This window comes from Anaerobacillus sp. QJM3NY_17 (assembly GCF_056173665.1).
In genome coordinates this window covers 1,642,208-1,656,169 of sequence record NZ_CM149685.1, presented here as the reverse complement: position 1 = coordinate 1,656,169, position 13,962 = coordinate 1,642,208, and the positions used below count along the sequence as shown (strand labels likewise).

The 13,962-nt window shown below is 39.3% G+C and carries 15 protein-coding genes; 3 read left to right on the top strand and 12 right to left on the bottom strand.

All coding sequences use genetic code 11. The annotated features are described in order from the left end of the window. Positions 1-2 precede the first annotated feature (2 nt). Genes AC0VYV_RS08885 through wecB form a run of 6 tightly spaced genes read right to left on the bottom strand, consistent with a single transcriptional unit; the run spans position 3 to position 5,524 of the window. A complete protein-coding gene (locus AC0VYV_RS08885; RefSeq protein WP_475374758.1) occupies positions 3-992 on the bottom strand; it encodes a glycosyltransferase family 4 protein in 990 nt (329 codons plus the stop codon). Positions 993-1,039: 47 nt separating this feature from the next. Further along, positions 1,040-1,756, bottom strand: a complete 717-nt coding sequence (locus AC0VYV_RS08880) for a glycosyltransferase family 2 protein (RefSeq protein WP_475374757.1) — start codon at positions 1,754-1,756, stop codon at positions 1,040-1,042. A 17-nt stretch (positions 1,757-1,773) separates the two neighbouring features. After that, positions 1,774-2,634 (bottom strand): NAD-dependent epimerase/dehydratase family protein, encoded by an 861-nt coding sequence (locus AC0VYV_RS08875; RefSeq protein WP_475367197.1) that lies wholly within the window; start codon positions 2,632-2,634, stop codon positions 1,774-1,776. Next, complete coding sequence (locus AC0VYV_RS08870) at positions 2,627-3,454, bottom strand: dTDP-4-dehydrorhamnose reductase family protein (protein ID WP_475374756.1); 828 nt, start codon at positions 3,452-3,454, stop codon at positions 2,627-2,629. The genes AC0VYV_RS08875 and AC0VYV_RS08870 overlap by 8 nt, the downstream gene beginning before the upstream one ends. Then, positions 3,454-4,440, bottom strand: coding sequence for a polysaccharide biosynthesis protein (locus AC0VYV_RS08865; RefSeq protein WP_475367195.1), 987 nt, complete (start codon positions 4,438-4,440; stop codon positions 3,454-3,456). The genes AC0VYV_RS08870 and AC0VYV_RS08865 overlap by 1 nt, the downstream gene beginning before the upstream one ends. Next, positions 4,430-5,524: a non-hydrolyzing UDP-N-acetylglucosamine 2-epimerase gene (wecB, locus tag AC0VYV_RS08860; protein WP_475367194.1), complete on the bottom strand. Its 1,095-nt coding sequence runs from the start codon at positions 5,522-5,524 to the stop codon at positions 4,430-4,432. The genes AC0VYV_RS08865 and wecB overlap by 11 nt, the downstream gene beginning before the upstream one ends. 193 nt (positions 5,525-5,717) lie before the next feature. Here wecB and AC0VYV_RS08855 point away from each other — a divergent pair, with 193 nt between their 5' ends. Continuing rightward, complete coding sequence (locus tag AC0VYV_RS08855) at positions 5,718-6,134, top strand: hypothetical protein (protein WP_475374755.1); 417 nt, start codon at positions 5,718-5,720, stop codon at positions 6,132-6,134. A 90-nt stretch (positions 6,135-6,224) separates the two neighbouring features. Beyond that, on the top strand, positions 6,225-7,289 hold the full coding sequence (locus AC0VYV_RS08850) for a glycosyltransferase family 4 protein (RefSeq protein WP_430242076.1): 1,065 nt from the start codon (positions 6,225-6,227) through the stop codon (positions 7,287-7,289). 12 nt (positions 7,290-7,301) lie between these two features. Here the strand turns inward: AC0VYV_RS08850 and AC0VYV_RS08845 are convergent, their stop codons facing one another. Together AC0VYV_RS08845 and AC0VYV_RS08840 are read right to left on the bottom strand one after the other, a co-directional pair. Next, a complete protein-coding gene (locus AC0VYV_RS08845; protein ID WP_475367193.1) occupies positions 7,302-8,213 on the bottom strand; it encodes a glycosyltransferase in 912 nt (303 codons plus the stop codon). A gap of 59 nt (positions 8,214-8,272) precedes the next feature. After that, a complete protein-coding gene (locus AC0VYV_RS08840) occupies positions 8,273-8,494 on the bottom strand; it encodes a hypothetical protein (protein ID WP_303534855.1) in 222 nt (73 codons plus the stop codon). A 246-nt stretch (positions 8,495-8,740) separates the two neighbouring features. On the opposite strand from AC0VYV_RS08840, the gene AC0VYV_RS08835 reads away from it, so the two are divergent. Further along, positions 8,741-9,274, top strand: coding sequence for a hypothetical protein (locus AC0VYV_RS08835; RefSeq protein ID WP_430242082.1), 534 nt, complete (start codon positions 8,741-8,743; stop codon positions 9,272-9,274). 33 nt (positions 9,275-9,307) lie between these two features. Here AC0VYV_RS08835 and fabI read toward each other — a convergent pair whose 3' ends face one another. The 4 genes from fabI to mgtE all read right to left on the bottom strand — a co-directional run bounded on the left by fabI (position 9,308) and on the right by mgtE (position 13,693). Next, positions 9,308-10,084, bottom strand: a complete 777-nt coding sequence (gene fabI, locus AC0VYV_RS08830; protein WP_194221216.1) for an enoyl-ACP reductase FabI — start codon at positions 10,082-10,084, stop codon at positions 9,308-9,310. Between the two features lie 90 nt (positions 10,085-10,174). Continuing rightward, positions 10,175-10,327 carry a hypothetical protein gene (locus tag AC0VYV_RS08825; protein ID WP_283152335.1) on the bottom strand — a complete coding sequence of 51 codons (153 nt, stop codon included), beginning with the start codon at positions 10,325-10,327 and terminating at the stop codon, positions 10,175-10,177. A 117-nt stretch (positions 10,328-10,444) separates the two neighbouring features. Then, positions 10,445-12,292 (bottom strand): monovalent cation:proton antiporter family protein, encoded by a 1,848-nt coding sequence (locus AC0VYV_RS08820; protein WP_194221214.1) that lies wholly within the window; start codon positions 12,290-12,292, stop codon positions 10,445-10,447. Positions 12,293-12,331: 39 nt separating this feature from the next. Next, positions 12,332-13,693 (bottom strand): magnesium transporter, encoded by a 1,362-nt coding sequence (mgtE, locus tag AC0VYV_RS08815; protein WP_226612629.1) that lies wholly within the window; start codon positions 13,691-13,693, stop codon positions 12,332-12,334. Positions 13,694-13,962 lie beyond the last annotated feature (269 nt).

The window sequence follows — 13,962 nt, the reverse complement described above, 5'->3', positions numbered from 1 at the left end:
GATTATCCGGTCGTTTTTATTATGGAGTGAACAGCATTCAAAAAGGCGTCGACGCTTCGCTTCCACGTCCATTTCTCTGTTTCTTTCTCTCCATTTAATGCGATCTCTTTTCTTAGATTTGGTTGGCTTAGTAGTGTCATAACGTCTTCTGCTAGTCGATTTTCATAGCGGTAAGAAAGCAGGGAATTCACGCCGTGTTTGCAATAATCTAAATTACCTCCGTTATACGTTGTGACGAGTGCAGCTCCACACTTCATGGCTTCAAGTCCAGGAAGTGAAGCCGTATCATACGTAGAAGAATTGACAAATATGTCTGCTTCATTGTAATGATAAGCCAACTCTCGATCATCAGCCGGTGTGAGATAGCGATATTTCCCTGATGCTTTAATCATTTGAAGCGCTTTAGAAGCAGCCAACTCATTAGGTGGACTAATCAATGTGTATTTGGCGTTGGGGTATGACTTTTGAACAATAGCCAGTTGCTCCAATAGGTAATTTTGCTCACGATGCCAGGAATGACCTCCTTCAGGCCTTCTTAGTATCGCTGTAAGATTAGGGACTTTATTTAATAACCGTGTACCCATATTATAAAATTGGTCACTAATTCCTACAGGTACGATTGAGCCAGTAATGCCATGATTTAATCGAATCAGGTCTTGCTGCCATTTCGATAATACAATGAGGTTTGGCGTTACATGATAACTTGGGAAGGATAATTCTTGTTCAGGTAAAAAGGTTGGTTCATAACACAGACTTATTCTTATGTGAATACCTTTCTTGTTCCTACTAGCGTTTTCGGCGTCCTCAATAAGCGTATAATAGTTCGATACAATAACATCTGCTTTCGGATAAGAAGATTCTGGTATCCCGTATAGCTCTGTCGTTCGTTTGACAGTTGATTTTATTGGATATTCAATCACACCGGTTTTTGGCATCAGAATGATGACTTCATGGCCACGGTCTACGAGACCATTCGTTATTTCAGCCAGCATTCTTTGTGCGCCGCCTTTACATAGAGTAATGATTGGGAAGGTGAATTTCATAATTGCATACGCTCTTTCAGATACGCTTCTTGAAGGAGCATTCTAACTTTCTTTTTCACATGACGAAGTTCTGTTCGAATGGCTTCACTGTGTCGTTTTGTTCCCATCTCACTATGCACCCGGTATTGAACAAGACATTCGTCTATATAAGAAAAGGCATGATCCTTTGCAATACGCGCCCATAAATCATAGTCATGTGTAAAACGTAATGTTTCATCAAATCCATTTAACTTTCGCAACACATCCATTTGGACCATAACTGTACAGCCGTTAATGGCACAACCTTTTCTTAAATGATGCAAAAATGCAAATCGATCCCGGAAAGAAACCCCCACTGATCCGCTTGTTACTTCTCCATATTCATTCATCAAAACATAGGATGAATAACCTATCACGCGATCGGATGCTTCTAAATCATTTACTTGCCGTTCTACTTTATGTGGTAAATAGAAATCGTCAGCACTGAGCCATGTAAAATAATCACCTGTTGCATTAGCAATTCCCGTATTTAACGCCCCTGCTGTCCCTTTATTTCCCTGTTCAATATAGCGAATTCGTCCGTAGTAAGGTTTAATTTTCTCTGTATAGAGCGTTGAACCATCATTAATCACGATCACTTCAATGTTCTTATACGTCTGGGCCAACGCACTTTCAATCGCTGCATCAATATATTCACAGTTATAAAAGGGGATAATGATTGATACTTTCTTCATACTCTCCCTCTTTTCTTTTAAGATTTTTTGACATACTCCATCATATCCCTAAGAGATTTCTCAAATGAGATAGTTGGCTTCCAACCAAGTTTGTTCATCTTGTTAGATGAGTTCAATGATGCCTGTTCCTTCTTGCGTTCTAGATATGAGGCGTTTATAGGGTATGGTATTAGCTTTTGAAATTCAGCGATAACTTCTTCAAGGGTTCGATAACACCCACTTCCAATCTCGTAAGCTATGCCTACTTCACCATACTCTAGAAGCACTTGATATGCTCTCACTGCGTCTCTCACATCAAGGTAATCTCGCGTAGCAAAGGCATTAGATAATTGTATTTCTTTATCTTTATCCCGATTCTCTTCGTTAATTAGCTGTCTTGCAATCGCTGAACAAACACCAGTAGATGGACCGGGACCGATTAAGTTACATGGAACAGCTAAGATTGTTTGCATCCCATATAAATCTCCCCAGGCTTTCGCTAAGTTGGCCTGGAGTGATTTACTAAAACTATATGGGTGAGGATACGCTTTTTCTGCTTGAAGAGCAGATCCAACAATGACAATCCGACAGTTTGGCACGTGTTTTCTAGCTGCCTCCAAAAGATAAAGCGTAGCGAGCACGTTCGTTTCAAAAGTAGAGACTGGTTCTTCCCAGGACTGTTGGACATGGTTTTGTCCTGCTAAGTGAAGAATCATATCGGGCATTGTTTTGGCCATCATTTCATTTACAGCATACTGATCGCTAAGATCTACACGAAGCATTTTAGGATTTGCACTGCGGGATATTCCAATAACATGATAGTCCTGCTTTAATTTCTTAATGGCATGAGCCCCTGTAAAACCAGTTGCCCCTGTAACAAGAACCGTTTGTTTAGGCATAATCCTTCATCCATGCTTTTAACTCCTGAAGCATAGCTCGGTAAGGTTGTACGTCGTAAAAAGCATCAGTACGAGTATGAACAATCGTTCGATCTAACTTTAATTCGCTAGAAGGGACAATTGTTACATCTTCCTTTTGAAATACTTCTTTAAAAAGAGTAAGTAGCTCAAATTTCGAAACTGTCTCAGGTGCATGCAGATGGTATAGCCCTGTCGTTTCTTGTTGGATTAAAGAGTCGATCGCTTTCGCAAGCTCTAATGTCGTAACCCCATTCCAGAACGCCTGATCAAACCCTTTTATTTCACCTTTCTGTTTGAGAAACCATTGTAAGAGACCAATCCCATTTCCCTTTAGTTCAGGTCCTACAATGGAAGTTCGGACTGTCAAATGAGGGAATTCCGTTACTTCTCCGAGCGCCTTCGATTTGGCATAAACCGTGATTCCATCAGGCTGATCTGATTCTGTATAGTTGCCTTTATCTCCTTTAAAGACACAATCTGAACTTATATGAACAACTTTACCTTTTCTACGGTTCATTAATTTCACAAGTTGATGTGGCAGTAATGCATTAACCTGAAAAGCAAGTTGCTCATTTTGTTCTGCAGACTCATTCAACACGCCAATCGCATTTATCACAACATCCGGCTGGACCTCATCGATGACCGACTCTAATTGCACGGTATCAAGAACATCTAACACATATCCGTTTGGATCACTAGCATCTCTTGAAGTGAAATAAACGTCTTTATACTTTTTTTTGAAATAGGCAGTCAGAACATGACCTGCCATTCCTTTTCCTCCAAGTACTAGCAGCTTCATTAGATGAACCCACCTTTAATAAGCATGGCTTTGATTTCTGCTTTCGTCATAACGTCTTCACCAGAGTTATAGTTTTTTAGAGTAACAGGCTGGAAGTTCGCATATCTCTCATTCAGACCAGTAATTTTGATTGCAGGCAAAATAACGAAGTACTCTTTGTCGTAGTATACTGTTGATTGACTTTCATATTCCGAGAAAAGAATTTCATGAAGCTTCTCTCCTGGTCTTATCCCCTGTTCACGTATTTTTACGTTCTGGACGCCCGATGCCTCGATGAGAACTTCCGCAAGATCTATGATTTTACAAGTTGGCATCTTCATAACAAAAATCTCGCCGCCTCTACTTTCATACGTGGCTTTGAATAGTAGTTTAATGGCGTCTTCAATCGTTAAGAAAAAACGCGTCATTTCTGGATGAGTAATGCCGATTTCAGCTTTGTTTTGAATTTGATTTTTAAAAACATGAATGACGCTTCCGTTTGTTCCAAGGACGTTTCCACCTCTCACGCATACAAAGGTAGTATTCGACTTGAGCGTGTTCGCATGAATGATCAACCGCTCACCCATTGCCTTTGAAAACCCGTAGAAATTAGATGGATTTGCAGCTTTGTCTGTCGAAATGTAAACAACTTTCTTCACATTATTCTCGATCGCCGTTTTAATCACATTTTGTGTGCCGATAACATTTGTATTTAAAGCCTCAATCGGTTGGTCTTCACAGACAGGCACGTGCTTCAATGCAGCTAGATGGAATAAATAATCAACGCCCTTTCCAGCTTCTAATAAACCTTCTCTTTCTTTAATATCTCCGATTAGAAATGTTAGTCGTGGGTCTTGATGAAATTCCCTCTTCATTTCAACCTGGCTCGTTTCATTTCTCGATAAAACACGAATTTCTTTTGGCGATTTTTGCAACAGCTGTTTAATTAACTCATGGCCCCAGGATCCTGTTCCTCCTGTTACCAGTATCGTTTGGTCACGGAACAATTTGTATTCCTCCTAAAATAAATTTCACTACGCGGTCTGACACATTTAAATCCTCATAACCAGTTGGAATCATCCAATTTGGTTGATGATAAAGCATCACATCAACAGCTCGTTTTATACTCGCAGCATCTATGCCTGAGATCATATTGCTTCCACATGCGATCGTCTCAGGACGTTCAGTTGTGGATCGAACTGTAACAGCTGGTACCCGGAACAAACAACATTCCTCTTGCACTGTTCCGCTATCTGTTAGAACGCAGAACGCTGACTTCTCAAGTCTCACAAAGTCTATAAATCCAAACGGCTCGTGCAGTTCAATAAGCGAGTCCAAGCTATCAGCATATTCTGCCGTTAACTTTGATTTGGTTCTTGGATGAATACTGCAAATAATTCTCTTCTTATATTCCATCGCAATGAGGGTTAACCCATCGAAGATTTCTTTCAATTTCTTCGGATGATCTACATTCTCAGCTCGATGAATCGTCACTAGAAAATAGTCTTTTTCTTCTAACTTCAGCGAACGTAAAATGTCACTTTGTTGAATCGATGATTCGTAGTGCGTTAGTACCTCAAGAATAGGATTACCAGTAACGTAAATTCTGTTTGATGGAAACCCTTCTCTTAATAGATTTTCTCTACTTTGAGGAGTGTAGGGCAAATTATAGCTAGATACAGCATCGATCACTTTACGATTTTTCTCTTCAGGTACTTCAAGATCAAAACAGCGATTTCCAGCTTCCATATGTGTGACAGGAATGTTTAAACGCTCCGCAAGCACAGCACATAAAGCTGAATTCGTGTCTCCCAGAATTAAAATACGATCTGGTTGATGTGTGAGGAGAATTTGCTCTACCTTCATGAACATGAAAGATAGCTGCTCTCCTAATGAAGAAGCTGTATTTGAAAGCATGTAATCTGGTGATCGAATGCCCATTTCTTTAAAAAACACATCTCGGAGAGAAGGTGCTGAATTCTGTCCTGTATGGATGAGGATGTGTTCATCAGCTAATTGATCGAGTTTATCGATGATCAAACTTAATCTAATAATTTCTGGTCGTGTGCCCAGTATTGTCGCAACCTTCATGTCGGCCCTCATTTCTTACACTTTTTTTACACTAATTAACTTATGTATGAAACGGTAACCCGCAATGGACAATCTCCTAATTTTGAAAAACTACTTTATAATGCCCTTTTTTTCTAAAAGGGGGAGGCCTGTCTATTCCCTCCCTCGTTAGTCCGCATAGGATAAGCTATCCTGATAAGGGAGGAGGTCACTTATGCCTAAGCAAATTTTTGATTATAACAAAAGCGTTCCAACAGCTTTTAGCAATTCAATTGTTCGAAACATTCCACACTCCCCTTCTCGTGTAACGCTAGCTAGTTTCGGACTATACGTTCCGAATCAAGTGAGTGAAGTTGAACTTAATGCGACTATCGGGGTTAGAGCGACTGCTTTAAATCCAACAATACTTGTTACAATCTACAGAAACTCAATGGTTATTTTCAGTACACGTATTTCCATTGATGTAAGCGTAGCAGACTATCAAACGATATCTTTCACTGCCGTCGACAATAATCCCCCAGGCGGTTATTATAACTACTCTCTACGAGCAGAGTTAGATCAAAACCTTATTATTCTTGATAGCGCCAATGCAGTTGGACCCATAACCCTTACTGGAATTTCGTTTGGGTAATGAGAAAACGAGACCGAAATTGGTCTCGTTTTTTATTCGATATTTTTTCCTTCATGCATAATGTAATAAAAGCAGGATGGGAGGCTAACGATGAAAGTTCTTTTTGTCTATTATTTACCGAGTGGTGGTGTTGAAACATTAAATCGAGAAAGATGTCTTGCCCTTAAAGAGGCAGGCGTCTCATGCGAACTTCTGTATATGCAACAAGGAAGCGGCTATGCCAATATTCGTGATATACCTGTTTATGTGACGAATAATGATCAAGAGATCCAAGCATTAATCGAAAAAAATAATTATACGCTCATTATGGTATGCTCCGATCATTTATTTCTTAAGCGTATTCGAACTCTCGGATATGAGGGGAAGTTGATTTATGAAATACAGGGCCTCGGAACCATGCCAGAAGCTGAATGGTGGATGCAGCGAGCCCATCGTCATGTGACGACTTATGCTGACGCAATCTTTTATCCTCGCACGCCTCACCTTGCTTCATTAGTGGAAAAATATATTCCGAATTTCCCTGTTTATTCTTTCCATAATTGTTTTGATACAGATCGGTTTAAATATATTAACTCGCCATCGATTTCTTCTGCCCCCATTATCGGATGGGTGGGTCGGCTGGAGTCCAATAAAAATTGGCGTGGGTTCCTGGAATACGTATTTGAACTGCGAAAACGACAACCTAATTTAGTCATATGGATGTTTCATGATCCTACATTGGCATTTACGAGCGAAAAGGAAGCATTTGAAACTTTATGCTGTGAACTTGGACTGAATGAAATTATCACTTGTTACTCCAATGTGCCTAATGTAGAAATGGCCAAGTATTTTTCCATGATCGGTGATTCAGGTGGATTTTTATGCTCTACTTCGTTAGTGGAAGGCTTTGGTTATGCATTAGTTGAAGCGATCAGTTGTCACTGTCCAGTCGTAACGACAGATTCAGATGGTGTAAGAAGCTTTGTCCTTCATAATCAATCAGGTAAACTTATTGACCTCTCCGATATGAGTGATGCTGTCAATGAAGGTATAGACCTTTTGACAAATAAAACGTTAAGAAACGCCCTTATACTTCAAGCTAAGAATCACATCGCTTACAACTTGGATCCAAAAAAATACGCTTCTCGATTTATTGATATGATGAAAAACTCATAAAAAATAGCACATTCATATAACGTTATGAATGTGCTTAATCATTTCTTCGACCCTTATCGAGGTTAGGTGCCGTTCTCTCACCATTTCAAAGCCTTTCTGAGAGATGTGCCGTCTTTCTGTCTCGTTCACTAAATAATAATTTACTTTCTCAGAGAAATTGCTGTTATCAATTGCCACAAAGGTTTCTTCATTCTTGAATCCTAAATCTTCTAGTTCTTTAGTTACTGGAGCAAGAAGTAGCGTATTGCAAGCGAGCGTTTCAACATATTTAAGTAATGGATAGTGATAAATGGAATTGCAAGTCAGAAACAGTTTAGCACGGTTTAATTCGCGGGCATATACTTCTCCTACTACTCCAGAATCGATCTCCTTGTCATAGCCAGGATGAGAATGGTACTTAAACCCCTTCTTTTTATTTAAGTGGTCGTACATTTGATTTCGAAATGGGTATAGCTTCGATATCATCGATCCCATCATCAAAATATTAATATCTTTGTTAAGTTGATAGTCATGATAAATAACCTCTGGTACATGGTGTGGAAACCAAACCATTTCGCTTTGAAACTCTTGAAATGATTCCATGAATGCGTCTCGGTAATGAGTAAAGATAACTGATGGTTGAACACGTTTCATCATTCTTTTACGTGAGGCAACTTTGTAATGCAAATCATGCATCATGATACCGATCGGAATATCGGTATTCTCTAATCCTGTAATGTAACGGCCATAAGTAGGATGAAAATCATTCATTAAAATAAAATCTGGCTTCACTCTTAACATGGAAAGAATCGATTGAATGTCGCCATGACTATGCCAAATCGTGAGAGCAGATTGTTTTTGTAATTCTGCAATTAAATACGAAGTACTTTTTTCTATATAATGTGAAACATCATTTGTTATAAAAAGAATCGATATTCTCTTCAACTAGTCCCACTCCTATTCAAAAAAAGGTTTCAAAATCTGAAACCTTTTTTAAATACCTATTAGTATTCGATACATACTATTTTATCAATTGGCATTACAAGTGTTCCAAATCCGCCTGATCCCACTTGATTAAAAATAACGAAGTCATGCCCTACTTCTTGTACTGTAACCCCACTAAGATAAGGATCCCCTAATTCTTCTTGAGTGTTAAATGTATAAACGTAGTCAATTGTAGTATTGCTTGCCTTCATCTGGCACAAAAGTCCTTTAAGTCGTAACATATCATCCATCCTTTTTTTATTATTTCGGTAGTACCACTCCCGTTCTATTAATCATATGAAAGCAATACAAGCTTGTATGGACAATATGCTCAATCTAAAGAAAATTGGACGAATTCTATCTAGCGTTGCACCTAATTTCTAATAAATGGTTGAATATCCGGTGCAACTTGTACCTTCTTTAATACATTATAGTAGACCTGACCTTTTCAGTATCGGGTAAATATGTTTAGAAAGGATGTCGATTAATTGAGTACTTTATTCTCAGATGAATTCTGTCCAAAGAGTAAAAAATATTACGATTCTAAGTGGGATCGTAAGCATGATTCAAAGTGCGATAAGAAAGACGAAGATAAGCAGCGTAAATGCAAATGCGATAAGGACGACCATCATTCAAAATGGACGAAGCATGATGGAGAATGGAAATTAGAAGTACACTGTAATTGCAAGTGTGAAAAAGAGGAACACCATTCAAAGTGTGAGGAAAAGCATGATAAGAAAGAACACGATTGCATCTCTTCTCTCTTGAAAGAACTAGCGCACCACCATCATGAATTGCTACTTCCTAGAAGACCACAGGTTTATCTTCAAATGAAAGGTACAGCAGGGTTTGTTATGCTTGAAACAGGAATAAAAGGGCCAACACCTTTTACACTCGTTAGCTATAATCATAAAACTAACTGTGCAAAATTCACTTATGAATCTTGTAATGACGTATCTCCACAGGTTTATATTGTTGATACAAATTCATTAAGTGGCATCTCAATCGCTGATCAAGCATAAAAAAAACCACGACAAATGTCGTGGTTTTTTCAATCATGTCGCGATAATATTATATCCACTATCCACATGAATCATCTCACCAGTAATTCCACCAGAAAGATCACTCATTAAGAATAGCGCTGTGTTTCCGACGTCTTCTTTCGTTACAGTACGACGCATCGGAGATTTCTCTTCAATCTCTTTAATTACAGAGTTGAAATCATTAATTCCTTTTGCAGCAAGTGTACGGATTGGCCCAGCCGAAATCGCGTTTACACGGATGTTGTCTTTTCCAAGATCGTTCGCAAGGTATTTCACACTTGCGTCAAGCGAGGCTTTTGCTACGCCCATGACGTTGTAGTTGTTCACAACACGTTCGCCACCAAGGTAAGTCATCGTAAGGATGCTTCCTCCTTCAGTCATAAGTGGACGAGCTGCTTTTGAAACAGCTGTGAGTGAATATGAGCTAATGTTATGCGCTAGCAAGAAACCTTCGCGCGTCGTTTCAAGATACTCGCCCTTTAATTCTTCTGTTTTCGCGAAGGCGATACAGTGAGCAAGTCCGTGAATAACACCAACTTCTTCTTTAATCTGAGCGAATGTCGCTTCGATTTCTTCATCATTCGTAATATCACACGGTAAAATAATAGAATCATCACGATCTAGCGTTCCAGCAAGGTCGCGAACATTCTTCTCAAGACGCTCACCTGCGTAAGTAAAAATCAATCTAGCACCGGCACTGCTTAGCGCCTGCGCAATTCCCCAGGCAATGCTTCGTTTGTTTGCAACGCCCATGACAACATATGTACGGTTCTCAAGAGACAGGTTCATATCCATGCTCCTCCTCGAATTTATTATTAGTTATTAGCACCACGTCCTAAGTATAACATGCTTTAGTGAACATGCACCATGTGGATTTCTTCAACCTTTACTTGTTTGAATATTTCGTCTCTCATAACCGCATATTGGACACTCAAATATGACGTTTTGATTTGACTGAGCTGTAAGAGATTCTTCCATATCACAACTTCCTTTACATACAGGACAAACCACTTTCGGACTTTCAACATCCATTTACCTTCACCCTCCATTCATAACCGTATGGTAAAAAGTATCACCTTGTTCGTCGCATTTATGCTCCCTTCATATAAACGTAAAAAACCCCCTCTCTCTAAGAGAAGGGGCTGAAAATTAATAACTTAGCAACGTTCGAACTTCTTCTACACTATCGCTACTTCCTGTCACAATTAAGCGATCACCAATTCGGAGCTCAGTGTCACCATGAGGGACAATCGAATCCTTACCTCGGAAAATACGTACTATGATCGTATCACCGAGATATGGGAAGCTACGCAGTGGCACACCGTTGTATTCCACATTGTTCATGTTAATTTGATATAGCGCATTTTCTTCACGAGTGAAGATATTAACGACTCCAGGAGACTCGATGAGCGCTTTTAACAAGGCTTTTGTTGAGAAGAAAACAGAGAATACATCAATATTAAGCTCTCTTAGCTGATCGGCTATTTCTGTTAATTCAATTCGAGCAATGACGCGATCTGTTCCATATTCTTTCGCGAATACCGCAATATCCGAGTTCGTTTCATCATCTCCAGAAGAAATGAGGAGGATATCGGCATCGAAGACAGAGCTTTTCTTTAGTGTATCAATGCTATAATCCGAAAGCTCAATTACTTTAAAATGACTGCTTTGTTTCTCAGAGTCCACTTTCTCCTGCTTCGTATGATAAATCGATGTTTCATAATTAGCAGGATTAAGTTCCAGCGAGATAGGCAAAGTGATTTGGTTTGCTCCGATGATCGCCAGCTTCTTCGCATGAGAGCTTTCTTCTGGCTTCGGCATTAGTTTCTTGAAAAGAATTGGTGCTAGAATACAGCTCATAATCGCCACTAAGATTAAAGCAGATGACAGCTGATCATCAATGATATCAATTCGTTCTCCGATTTCAGCTGCTGCAATAACGAGAGAAAGCGTTGATGTTAGCAACATGCCAGAACCGAGAACCGTTTTCGTATCATACCATTTTTTCAATACAACAACGGGCACTAATTTTGAAGCAAAGAGCGCAATCAACAGTAATGGAATAAGAATTAACACTTTAGGATCCTGGAAAAGTGACCAGATATCTAGCTCTACCCCAACCATTACGAAGAAAATAGGAATGAGAAAGCCATATCCAAATGAATCGAGCTTTTGCACGAGTTCCGTATTTGGTGAGAGCAAGGAAACGAGTGCACCGGCAAGAAAGGCACCTAAGATATTTTCCGCTCCAACCGTTTCAGAGATACCGACTAATACAATAATTAACGTAAAGACGGCTCTCGTACCAATTTGAATGGTCCCCTTGGACATCGTCTCGATAAAGGAAAGATGTCGGAAGTAAGCCCCAAGGAAATAAAGCAAAATTCCTGCTCCAAAGAGTATGAGAAGCAGCCACATGTTCCCTTCTCCCCCTGAATTCAGGGAAACAAAGATCGCCAGTAAAATCATTGTAGCCAAGTCAGCTATAACGGCGATTAATAGAATCGTTTGACCGATACTACTCTTCATTATGTTTGCGTCTTTTAACGTAGGAACCACTACACCAAGCGATATGGTTGAAATGATTAACGTCATAAAGAAGGCATTATCCGTATACCCAAGTACAACGAATAGAAGAGACAATAGGTACGATACAAGAAATACAAAAATAAAGACGATAAACGAGACGAGAACACGATTCGGTTCGAGTTTACCGCTTGGTAGCTTTACTTTTTTCTTTTTACTCGCAAAAACCGAGAAATCGATCTCAAGACCACTTAGGAACATCAAGAAGATAAAACCAAGAGTTGATAGCGTATCAAGCCAAGTATCTCCTTGAACAAGGTTAAATCCACTTTGTCCAATGAAAATTCCGGCGATAATCTCGGCAACTACGACTGGCAAAAAGTTCAGTCTGAAGCGGTGTAAGATAAACGGTATTAAAAATGCGATTACGACTACGATAACAAGTGATGATACGGATGCACCGTGTTCCATTTCTTTCCTCCTTCAAACGTCTGCATTGTCAATTAATCTTTAGACTAATTGACTCATAAATGCAGTCGCCATTCCAAAATAAATAAGTATACTGATAATATCATTAATAGTTGTAATGAACGGCCCTGAAGCAACCGCAGGGTCTATGTTAAGTTTGTGCATTAAGAGTGGGACTAGCGCACCAGCAAGAGTGGCAACAATCAACGTAAATAATAACGAAAAACCAACTAATAAGCCAAGTAAAAAGGTTCCTTTCCACAAGAAAATAATAATGGTAACGAGAATACCTGACGTTGCACCGGTAATTAGTCCAGTTCCTGCTTCTCTTACTATTAACGCCCACTTACTATTCTCTTCAAAATCTCCAGTAGCAAGACCTCTTACAACAACAGCAAGCGCTTGTGTTCCTGTGTTACCTGCCATTCCTGCAATAAGTGGAATAAATACCGCTAGCAATGGGACTTTATCAAGGGTTACCTCAAACTGTCCAATTAAGCTTGCTGTCATCATTCCAAGAAACAGGAGAATAATAAGCCATGGCAACCTTTTTTTCGCTGATGAGAATGGATTACGATCAAACGAACCGTCATCTGAAATAGCCGCAAGCTTTGAATAGTCCTCTGAAGCTTCTTCCTCAATAACGTCAACAATATCATCGTGTGTGATAATACCGAGCAAATGGTTTTGGAAGTCGAGAACCGGAAGTGCTAGAAAATCATAATCTCTCATAATTCTAGCGGCTTCTTCCTGATCTTCACCGACCGAAATGGAAACAACCCGCTCATTCATAATCTCTTCTATTAACGTATCTTCTTCTGCAATAATTAAATCTCTAAGAGAAATAACCCCGACGAGCCTTTTCTGTTCATCTAATACGAATATATAGTAGATCGTCTCTGCTTCAGGTGCTTCACGTCTCAGTATTTGCATCGCTCGCTTCACCGTTTGGTGTGCTCGAATCGATACAAATTCTGTTGTCATGATACTACCAGCTGTTTTTTCTTCATAATGAAGAAGTTCTTTAATTTCGTCAGCTGCATCATCATCCATAATGGTTAAGTAACTTGCAATCTGTTCAGGATTTAGTTCATTTAATACGTCTACTGCGTCATCGGCATACATTTCTGCAAGCATTTTAGCTGCATAAGCTGGCTCCATCTCCGAAATGTATTCTTCTTGCTCTTCAATATCAAAATTCTGAAAGATTTCGGCCATTTCTCTTGGTGATAAATAGGTGTACACAAGCAGCCTGATTTGTTCTGATACGGTTAAGAAGAATTGAGACTGTTCATAAGGGTGAATATCTAGAAACAATTCTCGAAAGGCATCGATTCTTTCTTGTTCTAAATGATGAATAAGTGCTTCGTACAAAGCTTGCGTTTCTTGCTCCTGGTAAGCCACTCTGCACACCTCCTTGATGTTTTAGTAACAAAGTGCGTAAATACTCAAATATGGCTATATCATTTATCGTTTATTTCCGATAAGCTTTTCTAAGGATGAACGTTTTTTCTACTTATCAGTGTCATAAAGTAAAATTACCTTCCTATCTTAGTCGGTGTGTAGTTATTTTGTCAAAAATAAATACAGGAACCGATTTGCAAATGGAAGGATTTCAGATAAGATAGGAATTGTGATTAAAAGAAGGAACGCTTTTCTTTAGAAAGGATTAT

Excerpts from the sequence above, each read along its gene's own strand:
- AC0VYV_RS08885 (WP_475374758.1), bottom strand. The coding sequence starts at position 992 with ATGCTGGCTGAAATAACGAATGGTCTCGTAGACCGTGGCCATGAAGTC.
- AC0VYV_RS08880 (WP_475374757.1), bottom strand. The coding sequence starts at position 1,756 with ATGAAGAAAGTATCAATCATTATCCCCTTTTATAACTGTGAATATATT.
- AC0VYV_RS08875 (WP_475367197.1), bottom strand. The coding sequence starts at position 2,634 with ATGCCTAAACAAACGGTTCTTGTTACAGGGGCAACTGGTTTTACAGGG.
- AC0VYV_RS08870 (WP_475374756.1), bottom strand. The coding sequence starts at position 3,454 with ATGAAGCTGCTAGTACTTGGAGGAAAAGGAATGGCAGGTCATGTTCTG.
- wecB (WP_475367194.1), bottom strand. The coding sequence starts at position 5,524 with ATGAAGGTTGCGACAATACTGGGCACACGACCAGAAATTATTAGATTA.
- AC0VYV_RS08855 (WP_475374755.1), top strand. The coding sequence starts at position 5,718 with ATGCCTAAGCAAATTTTTGATTATAACAAAAGCGTTCCAACAGCTTTT.
- AC0VYV_RS08850 (WP_430242076.1), top strand. The coding sequence starts at position 6,225 with ATGAAAGTTCTTTTTGTCTATTATTTACCGAGTGGTGGTGTTGAAACA.
- AC0VYV_RS08840 (WP_303534855.1), bottom strand. The coding sequence starts at position 8,494 with ATGTTACGACTTAAAGGACTTTTGTGCCAGATGAAGGCAAGCAATACT.
- fabI (WP_194221216.1), bottom strand. The coding sequence starts at position 10,084 with ATGAACCTGTCTCTTGAGAACCGTACATATGTTGTCATGGGCGTTGCA.
- AC0VYV_RS08825 (WP_283152335.1), bottom strand. The coding sequence starts at position 10,327 with ATGGATGTTGAAAGTCCGAAAGTGGTTTGTCCTGTATGTAAAGGAAGT.
- AC0VYV_RS08820 (WP_194221214.1), bottom strand. The coding sequence starts at position 12,292 with ATGGAACACGGTGCATCCGTATCATCACTTGTTATCGTAGTCGTAATC.